The organism is Desulfovibrio sp. SGI.102, assembly GCF_050314315.1.
Lineage (GTDB): Bacteria > Desulfobacterota > Desulfovibrionia > Desulfovibrionales > Desulfovibrionaceae > Desulfovibrio.
The window spans coordinates 1-23,786 of the sequence record NZ_JBNPNC010000010.1 but is presented as its reverse complement, the minus strand read 5'-3'; the positions used below and the strand labels follow the sequence as shown (position 1 = coordinate 23,786).

General features: G+C 60.4%; 19 protein-coding genes. 7 read left to right on the top strand and 12 right to left on the bottom strand.

Annotation, left to right across the window (positions count from 1 at the left end; translation table 11 throughout):
* Positions 1-212 precede the first annotated feature (212 nt).
* Positions 213-416, bottom strand: a complete 204-nt coding sequence (locus tag ACQRCJ_RS03965; RefSeq protein WP_168935769.1) for a dual CXXC motif small (seleno)protein — start codon at positions 414-416, stop codon at positions 213-215.
* Positions 417-967: 551 nt separating this feature from the next.
* Here ACQRCJ_RS03965 and ACQRCJ_RS03960 point away from each other — a divergent pair.
* Complete coding sequence (locus tag ACQRCJ_RS03960) at positions 968-2,431, top strand: SLC13 family permease (protein WP_303955872.1); 1,464 nt, start codon at positions 968-970, stop codon at positions 2,429-2,431.
* On the opposite strand, the gene ACQRCJ_RS03955 is transcribed toward ACQRCJ_RS03960, so the two are convergent.
* A complete protein-coding gene (locus ACQRCJ_RS03955) occupies positions 2,428-3,456 on the bottom strand; it encodes a LysR family transcriptional regulator (RefSeq protein WP_168936296.1) in 1,029 nt (342 codons plus the stop codon). The genes ACQRCJ_RS03960 and ACQRCJ_RS03955 overlap by 4 nt on opposite strands.
* A gap of 168 nt (positions 3,457-3,624) precedes the next feature.
* Here ACQRCJ_RS03955 and ACQRCJ_RS03950 point away from each other — a divergent pair, with 168 nt between their 5' ends.
* The 5 genes from ACQRCJ_RS03950 (at position 3,625) to ACQRCJ_RS03930 (ending at position 10,750) form a co-directional block, all read left to right on the top strand.
* On the top strand, positions 3,625-5,298 hold the full coding sequence (locus tag ACQRCJ_RS03950) for an FAD-binding protein (protein WP_427799379.1): 1,674 nt from the start codon (positions 3,625-3,627) through the stop codon (positions 5,296-5,298).
* 42 nt (positions 5,299-5,340) lie between these two features.
* On the top strand, positions 5,341-7,041 hold the full coding sequence (locus ACQRCJ_RS03945) for an FAD-dependent oxidoreductase (RefSeq protein ID WP_427799378.1): 1,701 nt from the start codon (positions 5,341-5,343) through the stop codon (positions 7,039-7,041).
* Positions 7,042-7,186: 145 nt separating this feature from the next.
* Positions 7,187-8,722, top strand: coding sequence for an outer membrane homotrimeric porin (locus ACQRCJ_RS03940; protein ID WP_302261632.1), 1,536 nt, complete (start codon positions 7,187-7,189; stop codon positions 8,720-8,722).
* Positions 8,723-8,784: 62 nt separating this feature from the next.
* On the top strand, positions 8,785-9,027 hold the full coding sequence (locus ACQRCJ_RS03935; RefSeq protein WP_006005330.1) for a 4Fe-4S dicluster domain-containing protein: 243 nt from the start codon (positions 8,785-8,787) through the stop codon (positions 9,025-9,027).
* A 1-nt stretch (position 9,028) separates the two neighbouring features.
* Complete coding sequence (locus tag ACQRCJ_RS03930; protein ID WP_303996169.1) at positions 9,029-10,750, top strand: FAD-binding protein; 1,722 nt, start codon at positions 9,029-9,031, stop codon at positions 10,748-10,750.
* A 266-nt stretch (positions 10,751-11,016) separates the two neighbouring features.
* On the opposite strand, the gene ACQRCJ_RS03925 is transcribed toward ACQRCJ_RS03930, so the two are convergent.
* Positions 11,017-12,015: a CapA family protein gene (locus ACQRCJ_RS03925; RefSeq protein WP_427799377.1), complete on the bottom strand. Its 999-nt coding sequence runs from the start codon at positions 12,013-12,015 to the stop codon at positions 11,017-11,019.
* Positions 12,016-12,278: 263 nt separating this feature from the next.
* Here ACQRCJ_RS03925 and ACQRCJ_RS03920 point away from each other — a divergent pair, with 263 nt between their 5' ends.
* The gene (locus ACQRCJ_RS03920; RefSeq protein ID WP_303930655.1) at positions 12,279-12,719 is read left to right on the top strand and encodes an acyl-CoA thioesterase; all 441 of its coding nucleotides are present in this window, start codon (positions 12,279-12,281) and stop codon (positions 12,717-12,719) included.
* Between the two features lie 48 nt (positions 12,720-12,767).
* Here ACQRCJ_RS03920 and ACQRCJ_RS03915 read toward each other — a convergent pair whose 3' ends face one another.
* The 9 genes from ACQRCJ_RS03915 to fdnG form a co-directional block, all read right to left on the bottom strand.
* Positions 12,768-14,504, bottom strand: a complete 1,737-nt coding sequence (locus tag ACQRCJ_RS03915) for a potassium channel family protein (protein ID WP_204626676.1) — start codon at positions 14,502-14,504, stop codon at positions 12,768-12,770.
* Between the two features lie 393 nt (positions 14,505-14,897).
* Entirely contained in the window at positions 14,898-15,086 is a 189-nt protein-coding gene (locus ACQRCJ_RS03910) for a rubredoxin (protein WP_168936417.1), read from the bottom strand.
* A 54-nt stretch (positions 15,087-15,140) separates the two neighbouring features.
* On the bottom strand, positions 15,141-15,542 hold the full coding sequence (locus ACQRCJ_RS03905; RefSeq protein WP_040369377.1) for a Fur family transcriptional regulator: 402 nt from the start codon (positions 15,540-15,542) through the stop codon (positions 15,141-15,143).
* 76 nt (positions 15,543-15,618) lie between these two features.
* The gene (locus ACQRCJ_RS03900; RefSeq protein ID WP_427799386.1) at positions 15,619-16,956 is read right to left on the bottom strand and encodes a glycerate kinase type-2 family protein; all 1,338 of its coding nucleotides are present in this window, start codon (positions 16,954-16,956) and stop codon (positions 15,619-15,621) included.
* 65 nt (positions 16,957-17,021) lie between these two features.
* Complete coding sequence (locus ACQRCJ_RS03895) at positions 17,022-17,597, bottom strand: FmdE family protein (protein WP_239465054.1); 576 nt, start codon at positions 17,595-17,597, stop codon at positions 17,022-17,024.
* A 314-nt stretch (positions 17,598-17,911) separates the two neighbouring features.
* A complete protein-coding gene (locus tag ACQRCJ_RS03890; RefSeq protein WP_168936419.1) occupies positions 17,912-18,292 on the bottom strand; it encodes a cytochrome c3 family protein in 381 nt (126 codons plus the stop codon).
* 77 nt (positions 18,293-18,369) lie between these two features.
* A complete protein-coding gene (locus tag ACQRCJ_RS03885) occupies positions 18,370-19,329 on the bottom strand; it encodes a formate dehydrogenase accessory protein FdhE (protein ID WP_427799376.1) in 960 nt (319 codons plus the stop codon).
* 68 nt (positions 19,330-19,397) lie between these two features.
* Entirely contained in the window at positions 19,398-20,057 is a 660-nt protein-coding gene (locus tag ACQRCJ_RS03880; RefSeq protein ID WP_168936421.1) for a 4Fe-4S dicluster domain-containing protein, read from the bottom strand.
* 48 nt (positions 20,058-20,105) lie between these two features.
* Positions 20,106-23,147: a formate dehydrogenase-N subunit alpha gene (fdnG, locus tag ACQRCJ_RS03875; RefSeq protein WP_427799375.1), complete on the bottom strand. Its 3,042-nt coding sequence runs from the start codon at positions 23,145-23,147 to the stop codon at positions 20,106-20,108.
* Positions 23,148-23,786: the final 639 nt, after the last annotated feature.

Genomic DNA, 23,786 nt, shown 5'->3' with positions numbered 1-23,786 from the left:
GCCTTCCCTCCTCTGCCGACACAAAAACAGCCCGCATGGTTCGCTCCATGCGGGCTGTTTTCGTAACCAAGAAAAGCAGCGGGAACTCTTGCCGGGCAGCCGTTATCCTGCCAGGAGCATCCCCATACCAGCGCACAGCAAGATGGCGGCATGCACGGCGCCGGACAGCGCCAGCACAAGCAGGAGAGCTGCTCTCTGATGCCGGTTCACGCCTAGATACGGTCGAAGTACAGGCCTTCGAGGAAGCGTTCCATAGCTTCATCTGCCTGACTGATGAACTGTTCCAGCGGGAAACGCTTGCCACAAAAAGGACAGCGCATGAAGGCCTCGTGGCAGGTACGCGCGATCTCCAGCTTGTGATCGCATTCAGGACAGGACAATGTCGTCTGGGCCTGCCGGGCTGCAAAATAAGACATGTTTCCTCCCTTGTGTGCTGAGGAACGCACACGATGCCGCCCCTTATGCCGGGACTGACAGCGGCTGTCAATTGTTCTTTTTTACACAGCCGCTTACCTGCTTTTCTGTGAAGATCAACGCGCAGGCGGTGCGGCTGGCCATGATTTACGTGCTTAAAATATATTTAATAAATTCAATATACTAAAAATAAACACCAGATCCGGGGATTGTCTTTTACCATCAGCCTGTGTCCGGAATGGTATCCAATTTTCCGGAATAGCGGGGGATTTGTTTTATAAAATATATAATATATTGAAATAATTAAATTTTATTATCAAATGGTGGCTTTATTGTTTAAAATTATCAAACAAAAATATTTTTTTATTGAATTGACAAAACAGACCGCCTGACATGATAACTTTTTCACATAATGGCCGCGGGCAACGGCCATACAGGGAGAAAACAGCAGGGCGCATGGAATGCGGACAGACATGTCCCCTTCTGTATTGGATGACCGAAGGAACAGCCGCCTTTGGGCGGTATGTAGCGATCTCTCAAGAAGGAACTCATCATGGCTGGAAAAGAATCCACCCCCAAGCGCTTCTCGGCGCCTGCCTATTACCTGCACACTGTCGTCTGTCTGCTCATCATGTTCGGCTTTGGCCAGCTACCGCCCGTGGAACCGCTGACGCCCCTGGGGATGAATCTTATCGGTATCTTCCTGGGCGTGCTCTACGGCTGGGTCTGTATCGAGATCGTTTGGCCCAGCCTGGCCGGTCTGCTGGCCCTGATGCTCATCGGCGGCATGAAGCCCATGATGCTGCTCAACAAGAGCTTCGGTGACCCCGTGGTCCAGATGATGTTCTTCATCTTCGTCTTCTGCGCCACCATCAGCCATTATGGCCTATCCAAGTTCATTTCCCTGTGGTTCATCACCCGCAAGTTCGTTGCCGGGCGGCCCTGGGTATTCACCTACACCTTCCTGGGCTCCATCTTCATCCTTGGCGGTCTGACCAGTGCCTCTCCGGCCGCCATCATCGGCTGGAGCATCCTGTACGGCGTGTGCGAAGTCTGCGGCTTCAAGAAAGGCGACGGCTACCCCACCATGATGGTGTTCGGTATCGTGTTCGCCGCCCAGGTGGGCATGTCCCTCATCCCCTTCAAGCAGGCCGCCCTGACCGTGTTCAGCGCCTATGAGACCATGTCCGGTGTGGGCATCGACTATGCCAAGTACATGCTCATCGCCCTGCTCATCTGCGCCGTGTGCTCGCTGCTCTTCATCGTCATGGGCAAGTACATCTTCCGTCCCGACATGAGCAAGCTCGTCCATCTGGATGTGAGCAAGCTGGACAAGGACGGCAGCCTGGTCCTTTCCCGCGTGCAGAAGGTCATCCTGGCCTTCCTGTTCCTGCTGGTTATCCTGCTGCTGGCCCCCAACTTCATGCCCAAGGACTTCTTCCTGACCCGCTTCCTCAAGGGCATCGGCAATACCGGTATCGTCATCCTGCTGGTGACGGTCATGGCGGCCATCAAGGTGGAAGGCAAGGCCCTGCTGAACTTCAAGGTCATGGTGGACTCCGGCGTCACCTGGGGCATCGTGCTGCTGCTGGCCTTCGTGCAGCCCCTGTCCGGTGCCATGGCCAAGCCTGAAAGCGGCATCACTTCCTTCCTGATGATGGCGCTTGATCCCATCATCTCCGGCGGCACCCCGCTGACCTTTGCCCTGTTCCTGGGCCTGGCCGCTACCCTGCTGACCCAGGTCATGAACAACGGCGCCGTGGGTGTGGCCATGATGCCCATTATCTACAGCTACTGCCAGGCGGCCAACGTCAGCCCCGAACTTCCGCTGATCATGGTGGTCATGGGCGTGCATTTTGCCTTCCTCACGCCTGCCGCCAGTGCCAGTGCGGCCCTGCTGCACGGCAACGAGTGGTCGGATTCCAAGGCCATCTGGAAGACGGCTCCTGCCGTCATCCTCATGTCCTATCTGGTCACCGCGGCCATCACGATCATCGTGGGCAAGGCTATCTTCTAATCACCCTTGCGGGACGAAGCCTTCCTACGCGGGCGGGCAGCCTTAGGCTGCCCGCCTTTTTGCGTCTGCCCGGCAAGGAAGGTAGGCCCAAAGGGCTGGGCGGCAAGCTCGATGAAATGCCGCCGCAACGCATCCATCAGGGCCTGCGCCTGGGGGCTGATATGCTTGTGCCTGCGGACGAGTATGCCGTACAGCACATTGGGCAGCAGGTGGTCCAGAGGGCAGCTGACGATGGAGCTCCAGTCCGAACCGAACATGGTCGCCCGGTAGCACAGCTCGTCCATGATGGCCACCCCGACGTCGCAGCGGACGAACTGCATGATGAGGTGGTAGTTGTTGACGCTGATGACCGTGTTCTTTTGCAGGCGGCGTGCCGCATACTGCAGGGTCGGCGTCGGCTGCTCGCTCTCTTCCAGCGATGTCTGAAAGATGACGAAGGGCAGACGTTCCAGATCCGCTTCGGTGGGGATAGGGGGGATGTCCCAGATACTGTCCTTGCGCATGACCAGCAGGGGACGGGCCTTAAGCAGGATCTCCATGGTATCCTGCTTGGGCAGGGCCGTCATGCCCGTCAGGCCGAAATCCAGACGGGATTCCTTGACCGCCTGGACGATCTCGGAGGAAAGGGCGCGCTGGATGCGGATGTTGACCTGGGGATTCTCCGCACGGAACGCGGCGATGGCGTCCACGGCCATGATGGCTACCGGCAGGGTCGCCCCCAGGAAGATGTCGCCCTGCAGGCGGCCGTCCGTGGTCCCGACGGCGGAGCGCATGCTCTGCAGCGTCTCGAAGGTCGTGATGGTCCAGCCCAGCAGTTTTTTGCCTTCAGGGGTGATCTGAAGGCTTTTTTTGTACCTGTCGAACAGGACCGTGTTGAGCTCGGTCTCCAGCGAACGCAGCTGATAGCTGATCGTTGAGGGATTTCTGTGCATCAGTTCTGCGGCCCTGCGCACGCTCCCCGTTTTAGCGACATAATAAAACCCGCGTAACCATTGAAGAAAATCGCCATTCAACTCAGGAATCATCACGCCCTCCAATGTTTGATTTTTTGAAACGATATTTGATTTTTATTGATTTGACAATACAGCCGTTTCGCATGATTTTTTATTCACAAACGCTGGGCCAGCCACTGAGGATTGCCCGACCGGCCCGGCGATGACTGTCCGCTAAAAAATCACAACCAGGATATTGCTATGAAGATGACCAAACACCCTCTCGGCACGTTAGTGGAAACCGACGTGCTCGTGATCGGCTCCGGTGCTTCGGGCTGTGGTGCGGCGCTCGGCGCGCGTGACCAGGGCCTCGACGTAGTGCTGATGGACAAGGGCAAGCTGGAAAGCTCCGGCTGTATCGGCGGCGGCAATGACCACTATATGGCCGTCCTGGATGAGCCCGGTGAAGCCCACGACACCGTGGAAGACCTCATCAAGTTCTACGCCAAGCCCCTCAATGGCTGGTCGCCTGCCATGCTGCAGAACGGCTGGTACGCCCACATGAAATATTTTCTGGATGTGCTGGGCAAGGCTGGTGTGCAGTTCAGCAAGAAGGCTGACGGCACCTACCTGCGCACCCAGGGTTTTGGTCAGCCCGGCCGCTGGTGGATCCATATCGCCAACGGCATGACCATCAAACGCGCCATGGCCCGCACCGTGCGTGATGCTGGTATCAATACGCTCGACAACGTCATGGCGGTCAAGATCCTCACCGACAACGGCAAGGCCTGCGGTGCGCTGGGTTGGAATGTCCGCACCGGCGAATTCGTGCTGGTTCGCGCCAAGACCGTTGTTTCGGCCCAGGGTCGTTCGGCCACGCGCGGCACGGATAACTCCACCCACAATCCCTTCAACGTCTGGATGTACCCCTATAATACCAGCGCCGGTGTGGTGCTGGGCTATGATGTGGGCGCCGCCGTGACCGAACTGGACACCTATCAGCGTGCCACCATGCTGCCCAAGGGCTACGGCTGCCCCGGCATGAACGGCATCAACAGCTCCGGTGCGCACGAAATCAACGCCCTTGGCGAACGCTTCATGGGCAAGTACGACCCCATGATGGAAAACGGCGTGCGCAACAACCAGATCCAGGGCACGTTCCAGGAACAGATGGAGGGTTCCGGCCCGCCATTCTACATGGATATGCGCCATGTGGACAAGGATGTCGTGCATGAACTGCAGTACGTGCTCATGCCCGGCGACAAGGCCACCTTCGGTGACTGGGCCGACTGCACCGGCACCGACTTCCAGCACAAGCTGCTGGAAGTGGAGATCGGCGAGCTGATCTTCGGCGGCACCATCGCCGTCAACGATACCTTCGAAACCACTGTGCCCAACCTTTTCTGCGGCAGTATCTTCCTGTACTGCTCCGGCGCCATGTGCGGTGGCTACGAAGCCGGTCGCCAGGCCGGCATGCGTGCCGCCGGTATCACCGAAGCCGGCAAGATCAATGAAGATCTGGCCGCCAGCGTCAAGAAGGACGTGTTCGCTCCCATGCAGGTGCCCGCCGACGAAGGCGTCAGCTACAAGGAAATCGAACAGGCTACCCGGAACGTCATGAACTACTACATGGGCTTCCGCCGCTCCATGGCCGGCATGGCCCGCGCCCTGGAAAAGATCCGCTTCCTGTCCGGCCAGGCCGGTCGCCTGCACGCCGACACCCTGCGCGATCTCATGCGCTGCCACGAGTCCCGCGACATCCTGACGGTCTGTGAACTGGCCATCCAGGCCACCATGGAACGCAAGGAGACCGGCCGCTGTGTCTACAAGCTGCGGGATTACCCCGAGCTGAATCCCGACATGGCCAAGCCGCTGCTGCTGATCCGCGGTGAAGACGGCCCCCGTTTCCAGTGGGGCAAGGCGCCGCTGCTGTAATGCCCGCGGCATCCTCATGCACTTTCCAAGGAGTTTGTAATCATGCCCCCGAGATATAGCCGTGAAATAACGCGCCCCGTCGTGCTGGGCGCCCAGCTGAAAGAGCAGTTCCGCACCTCGCCCTGCGAAACTTCCTGTCCCATCGGCAATTCCATTCAGAAGATGAACTCGCTCATCGAAAAAGGCCAGTTCACCGAAGCCCTGCGCTACCTGCGTGCCAAGAACCCCTTCCCGGGCATCACCGGCCGCGTCTGCCCCCACTTCTGCATGGATGCCTGCAACCGTAAGGAAATGGACGGCTGCCTGAACATCCGCGCCCTGGAACGCGCTGCCGAGACCTTTGCCGAACGCGGCAACGTCTTCTTCAAGCGTCGTCCCGCCACCGGCAAGAAAGCTGCCGTCATCGGCGGCGGCCCTGCCGGCCTGACGGCCGCCTACTTCCTGGCCCTGCTGGGCCAAGAGGTCACCATCTACGAAGCCGAGCCCCTGCTGGGCGGCGTGCCCCGCTACGGCGTGCCGAACTTCCGTCTGCCCCGCGATGTGGTGGACCGCGAAGTGGGCCTGGTGCTGGAAGCCGGCGTGCGTGCCCGCGTCAACACCCGCGTGGGTGTGGACATCACCATGGAAGAGATCTCCGCCCGCTACGATGCCGTCATCGTGGCCACCGGTGTGCCCGCTGAAAACAGCCTGCCCATCCCTGGCGCCGAAAAGGCCGTCAAGGCCGTGGAATTCCTGCGTGCCGCCGCTCTGGGCCAGAACACCGGCAAGATCGGCAAGAACGTCGTCATCATGGGCGGCGGCGGCGTGGCCTTCGACTGCGCCTTCACTGCCCGTCGCCTGGGTGCCGAGAACGTCCATGTGATCTGCCTGGAAAAGGCCGGTGAGATGCGCGCTCCTGCCGAAGACCTGGAACTGGCCGCCAAGGAAGGCGTGCATGTGCACAATTCCTGCACCATGTCCGCCATCCGTACCGAAGGCGACAAGGTCACCGGCGTGGACTACTTCGAAGTCAAGGACTGCCACTTTGACGAAAAGGGCAAGCTGACCCTGGAAGCCGTGCCCGGTGGCGAGCATGTCCTGGAATGCGACACCGTGATCTTTGCCGTGGGCATGAAGACCGACCTGGCCTTCCTGGGTGAAAACGCCGGTGGGCTGGAACTGACCCCCCGCAACTGGATCAAGGTGGACGAAAGCCAGCGTACCTCCAAGGCCGGTGTTTTTGCCGCCGGTGACGTGTCCGCCGGCCCCGCCTCCATCGCCCGCGCCGTGGGCGACGGCCGCCGTGCCGCCTTTGCCGTGCACCAGATGCTGACCGGCACCAGCAGCCGCGTCTATGCCCTGAACGAAGAAAACATGATCGAAGACTGCGACGCCATGGGCAGCGACACCGCTCCCTACGTGGTGCAGTACGCCGACATCTACGGCATCGCCCAGTATGAGAGCGTTCCTTCCGAAAAGGAAGCCGAAAATGCCTGTACCAAGGCTTTTGCCGAACTCAACCTGGGTCTGACCATCGAACAGGCCCGGAAGGAAGCCGCCCGCTGCTTCCACTGCGGCCACTGCAAGGCCTGCGGTACCTGCGTCGAGGACTGCCCCGGCTATGTGCTGGAGATGCGTCCCTACCAGGAAGCGGAACGGCCCGAAATGGTCCATGGCGAAGAGTGCTGGCACTGCGCCAACTGCCGCACCAGCTGCCCCTGCAGCGCCATCGGCTTCACATTCCCCCTGTTTATGCAAGTCTAGCATGATGAAAAGGGCGGATCGCATGATCCGCCCTTTTTAAGATTGCACCAGACCCCCTGAGGCGCCTTTTTCGCCTCCGGGTCTGTTTTTGTACCCAAGTTTCCGGGCTTTGCCCAAAAACTACTGTCTCTCTGGAGGAAGGATTATGAAAAAGATTTGGTGCCTGCTGCTGGCAGCAGCCATGGTGACGGGAGCCGCCCAGGCAAGCCACGCTGTAGACTTCAAGGCCAAGGGGGTATGGCTGGCGAGTTTCCAGTATGGTCAGAACGGTAACTTTACCAATGGCGGACATACCGGCTATGACCCGAGCGAAGACGAATTTGAAGCCCGTTCCCGTGTCCGTCTGGTCATCGACGCCGTGGCTGACGAAAACCTTTCCGGTCAGGTCTACTTTGAAATCGGCAAGTCCATCTGGGGCAAGGCCGAGGATCCTCAGGGCGGCATGGCCATGGGCGCCGACAAGAATATCGTGAAGCTCAAGCGAGCTTTCATCGACTGGCGCGTGCCCGATACGGACCTCAAACTGCGCATGGGTATCCAGGGCATCGGTCTGCCCTACATGGCCATGGGCGGCCCCACCGTCTTCCAGTCTGACGTGGCCGCCATCACCGCCAGCTACGTTTTCAATGAAAACGCTGCCATGACGGCTTTCTGGGCCCGTCCGTACAACGACAACTATGTGGGCAATGCCGACGGCGACCAGAAGAATTTCATGGACAACATGGACATGGCCGGCCTGATGGTGCCCCTGACCTTTGACGGCGTCAAGCTGACCCCCTGGGGCATGTTCGCCTCCATCGGTTCCAACACGTTCCGCAATGACAGCTCCAAAAACTATGCCTACGTCGGCAACAAGATCAACGGCGTCAACGGCGGTTATGCCCTGAGCGGCCTGTTCCCCCTGCGCGCCGACCTGCTGAGCCACAAGGAAAAACTCAATGCTTACGGCACTGCCTGGTGGGGCGGCCTGAGCGGCGAGATCACCAAATGGGATCCCTTCCGCATCGCCTGGGATTTCTCGTACGGCAACGTGACCTATGACGACGGCTCCCTGAACCGCTCCGGCTGGCTGGCCGGCCTGCTGCTGGAATACAATCTGGACTGGACCAAGCTGGGTCTGTTCGGCTGGTACAGCTCCGGTGACGACGACAACGTGGGTAACGGTTCCGAACGCCTGCCCACCGTCAGCAACGACTACGGTCCCTGTAGTTTCTCCGGCACTTTCATGGGCCCGGACATCAATGGCCTCGAGCGTGACCGCGTCATCGGCAACAACCTGGTGGGCACCTGGGGCGTGGGCTTCCGCCTGAAGGACATGAGCTTCCTGGAAGACCTCAAGCACACCTTCCACATCAGCCTGCTCGGCGGTACCAACGATCCCGGCATCCTGAAGAAGTACCACGAGCGTACCGGCGAATGGATGGCTCCCAACAATCCCGAAGGCACCACCAAGGTCGGCCGCGAAAACCTGTACCTCACCACGCGTGACTACGCCCTGGAATTCGGCCTGCTCAACGAATACAAGATCTATGACAACCTGCAGGTCAACCTGGAAGCCAGCTACATCGCCCTGTGGCTGGACAAGTCGGATGACGTCTGGGGCCAGAGCCTGACCGGCGGCGACCATCGCGACATCCGTGACGCCTGGAACGTGAGCGTGCTGTTCATCTACTCTTTCTAGCCAGCCCTCCTGAACAATGGCACGGCCGTATCTCCACTACGGCCGTGCCCAAAGGAAAGACCATGATCGAAAGAATCGATGCCGCTATCTGTATCGGCTGCGGCGCCTGCGTGGAAAAATGTCCTCTGGACGCCCTGCGGCTCGGTGAGGACGGCAAGGCCTTCATCGCCTATGCCGACGACTGTATGACCTGCTATATCTGTGAACGGCTGTGCCCGTCAGGCGCCATCTTCGTGCATCCGTTCCGCGAAGAACTGCCGCCTGTTTTCCCCGATATCCCCAAGGCTCTGGGCGGAGGACTGTAAGATGAACATGCATCATATCACGACGGACGTCCTGATCATGGGCGGCGGTTCCGCCGGCCTGTGGGCCGCCTACCGCTGTTCCGAACTGGCCCCTGAAGCCCGCATCTGCATCGTGGACAAGGGCCCCCGCGACTGGGGCGGTCTGATGACCATGGCGGGCGGCGACTTTGAAGCCGTCCTCCCCCCGGACAACGTGGACGAGTGGGTCCAGGACTTCATCTATTATTTCGACGGCCTCTGCGACCAGGACCTCATGGAAGAGATCCTGAAGCGCTCTGCCGACCGTCTGCATGACTACGAACGCTTCGGCTGCGAATTTTTCAAGAAAGAAGACGGCAGCATGAAATACGTCCCCCAGCGGGGACTGGACCATGTGAAGCTGTACCCGGCCCAGCTCAAGGGCCGTGGCGGCGAGCTGATGGTCAAGAACATCGTGCGCCAGCTCAAGCAGCGCTCCGTGGAGCGGGTGGGACGCATCCTGCTGACCGAGCTGCTGCAGCAGGACGGCCGCGTCTGCGGCGCCCTGGGCTTCGATACCATCAACGGCGATTTTTACCGCTTCGACGCCCGGGTGGTCATTGCCGCCAGCGGCATGGGCGGCTGGAAGACCTCGTACGGCAAGAACACGCCTACCGGCGAGACCATGCAGATGACCTATGAGGCCGGCGCGGTCCTGCAGAACCTGGAATTTGCCCGTGTCTGGAACATGCCCCGCCTCTTCGGCTGGGAAGGCCAGACCGTGCTGATGCCTCTGGGCGCGCGCTTCGTCAATGCCGAAGGCGAGCCCTTCATGGAGCGCTACTCTCCCGTGCTGGGCTCCAATACCGACCCCCACTACACCACCATGGCCATGGCCATGGAGATCCGGGCCGGTCGCGGTCCCATCACCTTCGACCTGAGCCACATCCAGCAGGAGAACCTGATCCTGCTGCGTCCCCAGAACGGCTGGCAGAAGCTGAACTATGACAAGCTTTCCGCCCTGGGTCTGGACCTGTTCCGGGATTCCACGGAATGGGTGCCCCAGATGACCGTTTCTTACGGCGGTCTGCGGGCCGATGCCTGGGGCAACACCAATCTGGAAGGCCTTCTGGCTGCCGGTACGGCCCGTGCCACCGAGCCCGGTGTCTACGCCGGCGGCTTTGCCCTGATGACCACGTCCGTGCTGGGCCATATGGCCGGTGAGAATGCGGCCCGCCTGCTCCAGACGCTGCCGGAAGTCAAGAGCGACCTGTCCGACGCGGAAATCACTGCCCGCCAGCAGGCCCTGTTCGCTCCTCTGGGCAAGGAAGGTCTCACTCCCAAGGAAGTGCTGACCTCCATCCAGAAAACGGTCTTCCCCTACGGGGTCTCCATCCTCAAGAACAAACGCAGCCTTCAGGCCGCGCTCAAGGAACTGGAGCGCATCCGGGAAGAAGACCTGCCGCGTATGGTTGCGACGGATCCCCACTACCTGCTCAAGCTGCATGAGACCCGTGGTGTGGCCTTTGTCAGCGAAATGTACGTCCGGGCCTCTCTGGAACGCAAGGAGACCCGTGCGGGCCATTACCGCGAAGATTACCCCGTGCGTGACGAATCCCAGCTGGCCTGGCTCTGCCTGCGCAAGGATGCGGATAGCAAACCGGAATTCTTCCGCGTCCCCGTGCCGCTGGAAAAGTACAAGCACCCTGTGACCCGGTACTACCAGGACAACTTCGCTTTCCCGACCAGCGAAAGCGCCAAGTAATCCCCACCTCCTAGACGGCCCGATGCCATGCCCTCCCCCGGGCAGGAGGCACCCCCGCTTCCTGTCAGACGAAGGGGCGGCAGGAATACCTGCCGCCCCTTCTGTTTTGGCCGATGCCTGTCCGGCTCCCCGGACAGGCATCGTGTCCCTGCATGTATCTTTTTTCAAAACTGGCTGACCAGGATATGGTCGACCAGGCTTCCTGCCTTCCCCATCGCCGCATTCTGGCTGCAGTCCTGCCCGGTCGCCCACAGGCCCTGCAGAGCCTAAAGATTTTTCCAGAACAGGAACAATGAGCCCAGCCCGAATCCTTCATCGGCCTTTTCCTGTTCGTTCCCTTCCACCGGAGGCTGGCCGACGATGGCGGCAGCCCTGGCCCCCAGATCCTGCACCTGCCGCAGCACGCTTTCGTCCATGCGGTACAGGGAAAACTGCCAGTTTTTGGTCTTCCCGTACAGCCAGCAGGCGGATTTGCCGCCGGTGGCCATATCGAGACGGATGGACAGCAGGCGCACATCGCTCCGGCTCCGCCAGCCTCGGTTGCCGCCGAACAAAAAATTCCCCAGTCCCCAGGCCACGAAGGTCTTGCGCGGCGAGGCCTCGAGGGTCTCGAACCCGCCGTAGCAATGGCTGTGGGCGAAAAGGATGATGTCCGCCCCTGCGGCGGCAAACCAATCCGCCCAGAGCCGCTGACGATCCGAAGCCTCGGAAAAACCTTCGTTCCCGTCATGGGAATACAGGATGATACAGGCCTCCGGCTCCCGGGCACGCAATGTCCGCACGGCTTCCAGCAGCTGGGGATAGGACAGTGTGACGATCCGGGGCCCGCTGCCTATCTGCGACATGGGCGATCCCGTCAGCAGATAGACCGGCGGCTCTCGTTGGGGCAAAAGGGACAGGGGTGCGAAGGTACCGCGGTCATGCAGGCCGTTGTAGCGGATACGGGCCCCTTCCAGCACCGCCATCAAATTGGCCGCGCCCTCTTCCAGCCCGTCGAACACATGGTTGTTGGCGGTGCAGGCAGCGCCATTGGCAAACGCCATCTGGGGGAACAGCATCCCGTCGGCATGGAAGACGAAGGTATTCTGCTTGGAGACGGAAGAAAGACCGGCGATCTCGCAGTTCCACAGAAAAATGTCCGCCTGCTCCAGACGCCGGCGGGTCAGGGGCCCGAAAAGCTCTCCAGCCTGGGGCGCTTCGAGCATCCGGCCGCCCAGCAGCACATCTCCGGCCGCCAGGATCTCCAGCACGCCTTCCGCGGCCATGACCGGCCCCGACAATAGCAGGAGCAAGCCCGCACATCCCAACCATTTTACCCATGCCATGGTCATGCGCTGTACCATGATGCTCCTTCCCTCCTGTCCCGAATACATCTCTGTTCCCCTCTACGCTGGGGCAGCAGGACAGACAAGCGAAATCTCTCCGACAGGCAGCAGAGGCAGGCAAAAGGCGCATGGCCTTTCCCCGTGGAGAGGTATATGCTGCCTTCTGCACGGCAGGCAGCACCCGGCCCTGCCAAGAAGGAACCATGCGCATCTTCACCCAGGAAATCATCGTCGCTCCCCAGCATATCGACATCCAGAAACGCGTCAGCAACCTGTGCTATGTGCAGTGGATGCAGGATCTGGCCATCAACCACTCCACTGTTCAGGGCTGGGGCGTGGAACGCTACGAAGCGGAAGGGCACGGCTGGGTCGTCCGCCAGCATACCATCACCTACAAACGCCCTGCCCTTGCCGGAGATGTCATCACCGCCGCCACCTGGGTGGCCGAGCTTGCCTCCCGCCAGAGCCTGCGCCGCTATCTGTTCTGGCGCGCCGCCGATCGCAGCGTCCTGGCCGAAGCGGCCACGGTCTGGGTCTATATCGACATGGCGACCGGCCGGCCTTCCCGCCTGCCCGCTTCCCTGCAATCGGCCTTCGAGGTCGTGACAGACGACAAGGAAGTCTTGCAGCTCCTGCAGGGCTAGCGGATGGCTGCATACTGCGGCTGCGAACCCCTGGGCCGCTGCGATGCCTCAGCTCAAATCAGCATCGGCACAGGCCAGATTGCTGTCGATGCCGTAACGTTCGCGGAAGCGCTCCTCGGCCTCCGAGTCGCCGATGAGATAAAGGGCATCCCCCAGAGCGAAAATGTAGCCCGGATCAGGGTTGACGTGCATGGTGCCGGTATTGTCGCGCACGGCCAGCACACTGCACTTGGTCTTGTTGCGGATGCCGCATTCCATCAGGCTCTTGCCCTGCAGCTGTCCGCGGATGGTATAGCGGAAGACGAGCAGGCGCTCATTCAGCATCATCATCTTGTCCGGAGCCAGCAGATTGATGATGCTGTTGCTCACCAGCGAAGCCAGGGAAAGCACCTGGTCCGCACCGGCGCTGTGCAGGCCGTTGACGTTACGGTCCAGCGAGGCACGGCAGAGGATCTGGGCATCCGGCCGCAGACGACGGCTGTAGATGGTCAGATAGATATTGGCGTCATCGTCATGGGTGGTGATGATGATGGTGCGCGTCTTGCGGATACCGGCCTTTTCCAGAACGGCAAGATCCGCGGCATCCCCGTGCACATGGGGGATGGCGCCGGAATTGATGTGCGGCTGCCGGTCCACGATCACCGCAGGGATCTTGCGGCGTGCCAGGTTCCGCGCCACGGCAAGGCCCACCCTGCCGCCGCCCAGGATGACCACGGGCACGTTCTCCATCTCTGCCTTTTCCGGCTCGCTGATCAGGCGGTCGAACGTCCGCACCTGTTTTTCCGTACCGGCCACCACCAGCACGCTGCTTTCCGTGAACATGGTATGCGGCCCGGGCAGCTGGAAAGCGCCGCGATCCCAGACGCCGACTACGTTGATGCCCGTCCGTTCGCGCAAGCTGCAGTCCAGCAGGGTCTTGCCGGCCAGACTGCTGTGCATCACCGGGGCTTCCGCCACCACCAGACGGCCGAAGCGGCCCATGATGCTGGCCCGCTGGGACGAGCGGACCACCCGTCGGGCCATGGCCTCACCCAGCACATTATGGAACTGGAACACCCTGTTGCATCCTGCCAGGCGCAGGATGTCCGTCGCATCGGGATTTTCCACCCCCGCGGCGATGACCACCTGGGGCGCGGCTTCACGGGCCGAGAAGACGATGTTGGTACTGCGGATGTCCGTATCCATGACTACCAGCATGGCGGCCGTATCGGCGTGCAATTTCTGGTAGGTCTTTACGTCGTCATGGTCACCGGCAGCCACTTCATAGCCCTGGTCGAGCAGGTCCAGACCTGTCTGGGGATCATTGCACAGCAGCACACGCCGGATACCATGGCGCGCCAGGTCATCGGCCAGGTTGAGGGTGATGGGGCCGCTTCCGGCGATCAGCACATGCCCCCTGATCCCGGCGGGCAGACGGCGCGGCACCATGTCCTTTTTCTGGCTTTCCAGCCACGGCATGTAAAAATGCTGGATGAAGGTGAAGGGCATCATGATCAGGAAAAAGATCACGCCCGACATGAGCACGACGATGGAAAAGATGCGGCCCGGATCCGAGGAAAAGGTGATGTCCCCAAAACCGAGCGTGGACATGACCGTCAGCGTCCAGTAGACCCCGGTGATCCAGGAATGTTCCTTCCCTTCATATTCCATGAGCCAGTGGAAGATGACGCTGTAAGCGGCGATCATGATGCACAGGGTAATGAAAAAGCGCCGCAGCACGATCATATTGTGCTTTGCGCCGCGCTCGTGCAAAAAGGTCATGATCTGTGATGGTAGATATTTCATGCGCACCAGTCTGTTGCTGAAACAAGGTATTTTTTGAAGATACCAAAACAGTCAGGCTACGCAAGCATCTCTTTACCGCCCTGCCCGGGCAGGACAACGGATGCCGGACGGGAGGAGATGTTTGGCAGATGCGGACAGAAAAACCATGCTCCTGTCCCCTGCGCAAGACAGAGAAGCTGTTTCCCCTGCCCTCCGGTATCCTTCTGCCAGGCCAACGTCCGGCGGCAGCGGCCAGCGGCACTGGACGGGGCTGTTATGATACGAACCCGGCATGCATAATGCTTGCCCATAAAAAAAGACACCCGCATACCGGGTGTCTTTTACTCCGTGCCTGCACGGTACAGTCACAGCCATCATAAAAAAGACGCCCCGAAGGGCGTCCTTGCCTGAATGCTAATTTTCTTCCGAGAGGCGACGGAAACTTTTCTTTGCCGCGCCACAGACCGGACAGCGCCAGTCATCAGGAAGGTCCTCGAATTTGGTACCGGCAGGGATCTTGTGGCGTCTGTCGCCACGATCCGGGTCGTAGACATAACCGCAATTCACCATCTGGCAACGCCACATGTCCTGAGCTTCAGCCATAACAATCTCCTTTGAGGGATCGGGACGGACAAAGTCCGTCCCGGAAGCGTGTGCTTACTTCAAGCCCTTGGCGGCGCAGGCTTCACAAATACCGTCAAATTCCACACGGGAATCGACGATGGAATAAAAGCCTTCTACCTGCATGCCTGCCACAGAGGGTACCGGCAGGGGTTGCATGACATCACCTATGCGCCCGCAATGGATGCAGCGCACATGCTGATGCCAGGAAATATCGCCATCGAACCGTTTTGTCGTCCCTGCCGCTTCGAGCCTGCGTATCTCGCCGGTATCCGCCAGGAAATCGAGGTTGCGGTATACCGTACCGAGGCTGATGCGGGGCAGGCGCTCACGAACGATGCTGTACAGTTCATCCGCTGTGGGGTGTGTTTTGACTTTTCTCAGTTCTTCAAGGATGACAGCACGTTGCCTAGTCATTCTGGTCTGTGGTTGGGCCATAGCAAACTCCAAGTATTTAATAAACATTACTATTTAAACCTGTCATTGTCAAGCTATGACCGCAAAGAAAAAACTTTTACTGAGCCTTTTCCGGCCAGACCAGCAGCACGGCCAGATCCATCACATTCGTCCGTGTGGGACCGGTCCGCAGCAGAGCGCCGCAATGGTGAAGTATCGGATAACTATCGTTTTCTTCCAGGGCATGACGTGCCTGCTCCATCCCCGTCACAGCCAGATTCCCGGCCCAGGCGCATCCTCCGGCAGCGTCCGTAGGGCCATCGGTGCCGTCCGTACCGGCAAACAGGGCGCAGACATGCGGGCAGTCCTGCAAGGCCAGGCTGGCTGCCAGCGCCATTTCCTGATTGCGCCCTCCCCTGCCCCCGCCGCGGAGCGTCACCGTCGTCTCACCACCGGCCAGCAGGCAGAGCGGCTGTGCATCCGCCGGCAGTTCGGCCGCCATCCGCCGGGCCTGCGCCACCAGCAGGGCCGCCTGCTCCCGGGCTTCCCCCACCATTTTGTTCGTCAGGATGACAGGACGGAAGCCCTGCTGCCGGGCCTGCTCCGCCGCCGCATCCAGGGCCTGCCGGTTGGTGGCGACCAGGGTATTCTGCACATGCCGGAACAAGGCATCCCCCGGCTTGGGCGTCTCGGCATCCTGACGCAGACAGCCTTTTTGAAGATGATCCAGGACAGCAGGCGGCATGGCCGGTGCCAGCTCGTAGCGGGCAAGGATGTCCATGCAGTCCGCAAACGTCGAAGCATCGGGTGCTGTGGGACCCGAGGCGATGACATCCAGAACGTCCCCCACCACGTCGGAAACGATCACGCTCACCACCCCGGCCGGAGCAGCCGTCCGGGCCAGCTGGCCACCGCTGAAACGGGACAGATGCTTCCTGACGGCATTGAGTTCCGCGATGGTCGCGCCGCTGCGCAGCAGCAGCTCCGTCACCTGCTGCATGTCTTCCAGAGTGACGCCGGGCACCGGGGCTGGCGTCAGGGCACTGGCCCCGCCTGTGAGCAGACAGAGGACAAGATCGTCTGCCGTCGTCCCGGCGGCCAGCTCCAGCAATGCCTGCGTGGCTGCTGCGCCTGCCGCGTCCGGGACAGGATGGGCGGCCTCCACCTGAGTGATCTGCCGTAACGGCAGACCGTGACCGTACTTGACCACCAGCAGCCCGCTATGGATGCGATCCTCCAGCAGCTCTTCCACGGCAGCGCCCATGGGCGCGACCCCTTTGCCGGCTCCCAGCACCAGCAAACGGCCCCGGCGCGGCAACGGCCAGCGTTTCCCGTCCACAAGCAGGCTGTCGCCTTCCAGACAGACATGACGCATCAGGGCCGCATCGGGAGCCACAGCCCGCACCCCGGCATCAAAAATGGAATACAGTACGGCTTTGCGGGCTTCCAGTTCCATCACGCTCTCTCCTGAAAAGAAAAGGCCCACGGCGGTATGCTTTCCGTGGGCCCGGAACGACAGGGCTATTCCTTTCCGGCAAGGTAGGGGCCATCCCCCTGACAGCGACGGCACAGATCGCCCAGCACTGCCGGATACCATTCCCCGCAGCGCGGACAACGACGCACGACGCCTTTCCCCTTCTTCACCAAAAAGTCAGGATGGATACGCACAGGGGCGGCCTGGAGCAGGTCCATGCCGGCCGTGCGGATCTCTTCACGCAGCAGTTCCGGTTCCTGCTCACGCTTGGGCTTTTCCTTGAGGAACCAGGCCCGCACATGCGGATAGGCATCCAGGGCCTCCACGTTGAGACGGACGCGCGTCCCTTCCCCCGTATATTTGTCATACAGGGAAAGGGCATAAATACCAAAATGATAGACCTTCAACCAGCCGTTGCCCACCGTGCAGGGGGTCAGCAGCTGGATGGCATCCGGGAGACACTGGACCGTTTCCGAAACGGCGTCGTACAGGATGCCTTCCGGCAGGGTACGCCGTGCCATTTCCACCATATATCCTCCGATGATGACCCCGGGGGCCACATGGCCATGAAAATCCTTTACCACGGCCACAAAGGCATCGTGATCCCACTTTCCGATCCGCATGCGTGTCTCCATTGAAAATCCTGCGGCTCTTCCGCATATTGCCCGACCATCCGCGGGCTTCCTCTCCGGCCTTTCGGGAAAGGCTAAAATCCGAAAGTCCAGGCACGCAAGGACACCGGACAGGCCGCCTGCCGTGCCGAAGGACCTATTGTATAAAGATACCCGCTTGTTGCAGCCCTGTAAACTGCATGGGCCGGAAAAACCTTCCGAAAAGGAACGATCAAGCGCGCATACCCGCACCCGGCAACCGTCCGGGCTCCAGAAAAAACTGCCCCGCAGGATCTCTCCCTGCGGGGCAGCAGACAGACTGTGACTTACTTTCCTTCGGCTCCGCCGCCCTGGGGAGGCATATGGCACGGACGGCAGCCCGGTCCCAGCATGGCCGTATGGCAGCCATAGCAGGAACGCTCGGAATTCTTGGTATGATACGCCCAGAACAGGCTCTGGGGATCACGTTCCCGCGTCCCCTTCAGGGAGTGGCATTCCTCGCTTGCGCCACAGGACACATAGGCATCCTTGGCATCAGAGGGGGCCGCGTGATGACAGACGTCGCACTCCACGCTCTCATGGGTAGCGTGGTTGAACTTCACCCACATCTTTTTATGCTCCGAGCTCTTGAGCTCGATGGGCTTATCCGGAGCCTTGGCGTCGCCAGCCACGGCCCAGGTGGCCGCGCCGCCGATCAATGACAGCATACATATCGCAATGAGCGCTCGTTTCATGCGTTACCTCGTAGTGACCGCTGGCCGCAAGGCAGCCACGGCAGCTCGTGCTAAAACGTGTTCCAGAAAGCGGGATGGATGGGCTGCAGGCCTTTTTTGGCCGCGACCATATCCATATGGAGCATCCCCAGCGCCAGGACGTCCAGATCGGGCGTCGTATCGCGCTCACGCAAGTCCACCGCCGGGCAGTAGGTCTTGCAGCGGGTGCACCAGTCCAGGCGCTCGCCCAGGGCATTCCCCGCTTCTTTCAGGATCTCCATGACACCTGCCCCTTCTTCGCCGCAGAAGGGACAAGCCCCGCGGCGGAAGGTCCAGTCCGTGCCGCACAGCGAACAGTGGAGGTGCTTTTTGCCGCCACCGCCCGCCAGGAACGCGTTTTTCTCATCAAAAACAGGCCGGTCCAGATACGCTATGGAAGGCCCGGATCCGCAGACAGGACAATAGCCCTGCCGCCAGGCACCTTCCACGTTCCAGGGAGCCTCCTTCCCGTTCCCGTGCGGCGACAGCTCCACCAGGGCCCGCAGGACAGGCCCCAGCATAAAGCTGAACGCGAACAGCAGCACCTGCACAGGGATATCCAGATGCGCCGCTATCTTTCCCACGCTTTCGGCACTCTCGGCCGTCTCATTGAGCACGGCTTCCGCCAGGGCCACCGGAGCCTCAGGCCCCTGTGCAGCATCCAGGAAGAACGCCCGCAGTTTCGCCTCATGCGGCCTGACCACATCCTGGGCCGCAAGCAGCGGGATCAGGGTCTCGGCCGCGGTCCTGAGGGCTGTCCCGATACCGGCAAGCGACATCTCCGCCAGCAGCGGATAGCCCTGTGCGGCCCGCTCACGCTGCATCTCGAGCAGACGGATGCCGGCAGATTCCAGCAGGGGCTTGAGCTGTTCGGGCAGCGCGGCCCGGGCAGCCAGCAGCGGGGCAAAGGCTTGCAGGACAGGGGACAGGACAGGACGGCGGGCAAGGATACCGCTGACGGTTTCTTCCACGCTTTGACAGGATGCGGCCATGGATACTCCGGCTAACGAAGCCTGCGGGCTTCGGAGAGAGGGTGGGAACGGGGAGAAGGCAACGACATTTAGCCGAAGGTCGCGTATTCGTGATAAAACTCGGCTTCCTCCGCAAGCAGGTAGATCACGCTGACTTCGTCAGGATCTGCCAGGAATGCCTTGGGATGAGTCTTTTTGACGACCTCCAGCCGCTTTTTGGCAAGGGCCAGGATCTCGTCCCGTTCGCCAAAGGCCATGGCCCCGGTGGGGCAGGTCTTGACGCAGGCGGGCAGCATCCCGGCAGCGACGCGGTCGGCGCACATGTCGCACTTGGCAAGGGTCTTTTTGACCTTGTCATACCTGGGGATATTGTACGGACAGGCATGGATGACGTCTGCCATGTCCTGCTCGCTGAGCTTTTTGATCTTGTCGGTCACCAGCACGGCACCGGTCTTGGGATCCTTGATCATGGCGCCGGGCACGGCCATGTCGGCCACGTCCACGCAGATGGGCGTGACGCAGTGGCGGCACTGGTCCGGGAAGAAGTTCCAGACCACATTGCCCTGCTTGTCCAGATGCTCGTGGAAACGAACGATCTTGTAGTTGTTGGGGTTCAGATCCGGCGGATTCTGATGGCTCCCCCGCTGCTTGGTCTCGTTGGCGGGCAGATCGTGCCATTCCTTGCAGGCAAGCTGACAGCCGCGGCATGCCGTGCAGCGTGTGGTATCGACTAAAAATGCTTTCGGCATATCTTTGCTCCTTGGGGGGCGTGCCCCGAAGGGCACGCCCGGTGCTGGTTAAGCAATTTCCGTCAACTTGTCCGCCTTGCGGATGTTCACACAACAGGCCTTCGCTTCGGGGATGGTCGTGTTGGGGTCACAGGCCACAATGGTCAGACGGTTGGTGGAGTCGCCGCATTTCGGCGTCGTCCAGCCATAAGCAAAGGGCATACCGATCAGATGGACTGTCTTGCCCATGACCTTGAACGGACGGATGCGGACCGTCACCATGGCAATGGCTTCCACCCTGCCGCGGGCGCTTTCCACGATCACGCCGTCACCGTTGGCGATACCCTTTTCCTTGGCCAGCTCGGGGCTCATCTCCACGTAGAGCTGGGGCTCGGCTTCAAGCAGGTTGGGCACGTTGCGGGTCTCACCGCCGCCACACCAGTGTTCCGTCATGCTGTAGGTCGTCAGCACGATGGGATACTTGGGATCGGCAGCCTTGGCCAGTTTGTCCATATCACTGGTATGGAACTTGTAGACCGGGCTGCTCAGCTGCTTGGAGAAGGGATGCTGCGCCACGGGCGTTTCCGCCGGTTCGTAATGCTCGGGGAACGGGCCGTCCAGACGGCCGGGGCCGTACAGCTGGGCGTAACCGTCCGTCGTCATGATGTAGGCCAGCTTGCCGTTCTTGGTATCGGCCTGCGGCGCCCAGGGGCCGTCCGGCACGTCGCCCACCCACTTCTTGCCGTCCCATTCGATAACGGCCTTCTTGGGGTTGTAGGGCTTGCCGTTCAGGTCCACGGAAGCGCGGTTGTACAGGATGCGCCGGTTGACCGGCCAGCACCACGACCAGTTGGGATACAGGCCGATGGCGGCCTGCATGGGCGTCTGGGTCGGGTCGCGCCGCTTGGACTTGTTGCCTTCATCCTCCGTATAGCTGCCGGTGTACAGCCAGTTGAGGGACGAGGTGGAGCCGTCGGCCTGCAGGTTGCCGAACGCCGGGACCAGGTCGCCCTTCTTGTACAGGCGGTTGCCGATCTTGGTATCGGCCCAGAAGAAGCCGTTGATGCGGCGGATCCATTCTTCGGGGTCGTACTTTTCGGGCCAGTTCATCTTCAGCAGGGCTTCGGGCAGCTTGCCGCCCTCGGCCTTGTACAGCTCGCGCAGCTTGTTGATCAGCGGTACGAACATGTCGGCGAAGTTGCGGGCTTCACCGGCGGGTTCCACGGCCTTGTCGAACCACAGCAGCCAGCGGCCGCTGTTGCTGATGGTACCGGCCTTTTCCACACGATGCGCCGACGGCAGCAGGAAGACTTCGGTCTTCATCTTCTTGGGGTCGACGCCGGGACGGTGCCAGTTGTCCGTGGTTTCGGAATTATGCAGCTCGGCGCAGACCATCCAGTCCAGATTGTCCAGAGCCTTGCGCATCTTGTTGGTGTTGGGGAAGCTGTTCATGGGGTTGACGCCGAAGACAAAACCACCCTTGATCTTGCCCTGGTACATCTTGTCCATGACATACATGTACGAGTAGTCCGCTCCGGGCTCGCCCTTGGGCAGCAGGCCGTAGCAGAAGTCATTTTCCGGTTTCGCCTCTTCACCGTACCAGCCCTTGAGCAGGCTGGCGAAGTACTTGGGCCGGTTGCCCCACCAGTTGGCACTGTTGGGGATCTTGGTGACCGGGGTATTGGCCTTGTTGAACTGGGCCAGGGTCTGCCAGGGAGCCAGCGGCAGGCCGATATAGCCGGGCAGCACATGGTACAGCAGGGCATGGTCCGTGGAGCCCTGCACGTTGGGCTCGCCACGCAGGGCGTTGATGCCGCCGCCGGCCACACCGATGTTGCCCAGCAGCAGCTGCACCAGCGTGGAGCAGCGGATATTCTGCACACCCACGGTATGCTGGGTCCAGCCCAGGGCATACAGAATGGTGCCGGCCTTGTCGGGCTTGCCGGTGGCACAGAACTGCTTGTAGACCTTGAGCAGGTTCTCTTCGGAAACACCCGTGATGTCGGAGACGTTCTTCAGGGTGTAACGCGAATAGTGCTTCTTCATCAGGTTGAAGACGCAGCGTTCGTGCTTCAGCGTGGCGTCACGCAGCGGAGCGCCGTCCGGGCCCTTTTCAAAGCCCCACTTGCTCTGGTCATACTTGCGCGCCTTGGCGTCATAGCCGCTGAAAAGGCCATCCTTGAAGTCATAGCCCTTGCCGACGATGAACGAGGCGTTGGTATAGTTGACGACGTAATCGTGGAAATAGCTGTTCGATTCCAGGATATAGTTGACCATACCGCCCAGGAACGCGATATCCGTACCGGAGCGCAGCGGCACATGATAATCGCAACGGGCGGACGTACGGGAGAACTTGGGGTCGACGTGGATAAGCGCCGCACCGTTGTCCTTGGCCCGCATGATCCATTTGAACGAAACAGGATGATGTTCAGCGGCATTGCTGCCGATAATAAGAACCACGTCGGCATTCTTGATGTCGATCCAGTGGTTGGTCATAGCACCGCGTCCGAACGACTCTGCCAGAGCCGCAACAGTGGGGCTGTGTCAGACCCGGGCCTGGTGGTCCATCTGGACAACACCCAGGCCGCGCATGGCTTGATGGATAACGGCGCATTCCTCGTTGGAGGCATGCGAGGTGCCCATCATGAAAATGCTTTCCAGACGGTTGACCGTCTGGCCCTTGCTGTTTTTGAGGATAAGATCCTTGTCACGCGTATCCTTCACGCGACGGGCGATCTTTTCCAGCATCCATCCCCAGTCCTTCTCTTCCCACTTTTCACTGTAGGGCGCCCGGTACAAAGGCTTGGTGAGGCGGTGCGGGTTCGTGTACATGGAGAACAGGGCTGCGCCCTTGGCACACAAGGCACCTTCGTTGACAGGGAAGTCAGGGTCGCCTTCCGTACTGACGAGCTTGCCGTCGCGCACGTAAGCGATGACCTGACAGCAGACAGCGCAGAACGGACAGATCGTGATGACTTCCTTCGCGCCTTCTATCTTGAGACTCCCGGCATAGGCCTGGGCCTCGCCGAGGTTGAAACCGAACTGGCTGAGCGAGAGACAGAGTGCACTCACGCCTGCCAGTTTCAGGAATCCCCTTCGTGTGTAGCTCATAGGCTTCCTCTCCTGGGTCAGGATGAAACAGGGAACATGCCGGAGGGAGTGCTTGCCTGACGGCTGCGAGCTCCGGCACGTTTTTTCTGTGAAGCGTTCCTGAAACAAGGCGCCCCACAAAAAATATTTTATGAAACCGTAGCACCGAAACAAAAACTTAGCAAGGGGATACGACAAATAAACAACGTTGTTCAAAACGGGACAAAAGCATCCGCTCACCCCGGAAGTCTGCCCGGATAAGATCCTTCCTTCGTTGCGAATTTGCGAGACAAACAGGAACAACCGGCAAGGCCGACTTCGCGCGGACCTGCCATCTTTCCTTAAAAAAGCATGAGGTGAGCCCTCTTGCGGTCTCCCATGGATAGTCTGCCCGTCCCGCATGCAGAAACAAGTAAGCGGTCCAGGCATGTTCTCTGTAAGACCCGTACCAGACCGTGAGGGTACGTCCCCAGCGGGCGACCAGCAAGGTCTCGCCTATTTTAGATGTCATATTCATCCGGACAGCCTGCTCCCCCAAAACGCCCCCGGGGACGCTCTTCTGCCTGTTGCCTATCTACCAAGAAATGTTTAGCCTTTTTCAAACTCTTAGGGAGGATCATATGCAGAAAGTCCTGACGCTCACGGCAACCTGTCTCCTAG

Coding starts and splice junctions, on each gene's coding strand:
- ACQRCJ_RS03935 (WP_006005330.1), top strand. CDS start 8,785: ATGATCGAAAGAATCGATGCCGCTATCTGTATCGGCTGCGGCGCCTGC.
- ACQRCJ_RS03955 (WP_168936296.1), bottom strand. CDS start 3,456: ATGATTCCTGAGTTGAATGGCGATTTTCTTCAATGGTTACGCGGGTTT.
- ACQRCJ_RS03930 (WP_303996169.1), top strand. CDS start 9,029: ATGAACATGCATCATATCACGACGGACGTCCTGATCATGGGCGGCGGT.
- ACQRCJ_RS03895 (WP_239465054.1), bottom strand. CDS start 17,597: ATGCGGATCGGAAAGTGGGATCACGATGCCTTTGTGGCCGTGGTAAAG.
- ACQRCJ_RS03915 (WP_204626676.1), bottom strand. CDS start 14,504: ATGAAATATCTACCATCACAGATCATGACCTTTTTGCACGAGCGCGGC.
- ACQRCJ_RS03880 (WP_168936421.1), bottom strand. CDS start 20,057: ATGCCGAAAGCATTTTTAGTCGATACCACACGCTGCACGGCATGCCGC.
- ACQRCJ_RS03945 (WP_427799378.1), top strand. CDS start 5,341: ATGCCCCCGAGATATAGCCGTGAAATAACGCGCCCCGTCGTGCTGGGC.
- ACQRCJ_RS03950 (WP_427799379.1), top strand. CDS start 3,625: ATGAAGATGACCAAACACCCTCTCGGCACGTTAGTGGAAACCGACGTG.
- ACQRCJ_RS03960 (WP_303955872.1), top strand. CDS start 968: ATGGCTGGAAAAGAATCCACCCCCAAGCGCTTCTCGGCGCCTGCCTAT.
- ACQRCJ_RS03965 (WP_168935769.1), bottom strand. CDS start 416: ATGTCTTATTTTGCAGCCCGGCAGGCCCAGACGACATTGTCCTGTCCT.
- ACQRCJ_RS03940 (WP_302261632.1), top strand. CDS start 7,187: ATGAAAAAGATTTGGTGCCTGCTGCTGGCAGCAGCCATGGTGACGGGA.
- ACQRCJ_RS03910 (WP_168936417.1), bottom strand. CDS start 15,086: ATGGCTGAAGCTCAGGACATGTGGCGTTGCCAGATGGTGAATTGCGGT.
- ACQRCJ_RS03885 (WP_427799376.1), bottom strand. CDS start 19,329: ATGGCCGCATCCTGTCAAAGCGTGGAAGAAACCGTCAGCGGTATCCTT.
- ACQRCJ_RS03900 (WP_427799386.1), bottom strand. CDS start 16,956: ATGGAACTGGAAGCCCGCAAAGCCGTACTGTATTCCATTTTTGATGCC.
- ACQRCJ_RS03925 (WP_427799377.1), bottom strand. CDS start 12,015: ATGGCCGCGGAAGGCGTGCTGGAGATCCTGGCGGCCGGAGATGTGCTG.
- ACQRCJ_RS03920 (WP_303930655.1), top strand. CDS start 12,279: ATGCGCATCTTCACCCAGGAAATCATCGTCGCTCCCCAGCATATCGAC.
- ACQRCJ_RS03905 (WP_040369377.1), bottom strand. CDS start 15,542: ATGGCCCAACCACAGACCAGAATGACTAGGCAACGTGCTGTCATCCTT.
- ACQRCJ_RS03890 (WP_168936419.1), bottom strand. CDS start 18,292: ATGCTGTCATTGATCGGCGGCGCGGCCACCTGGGCCGTGGCTGGCGAC.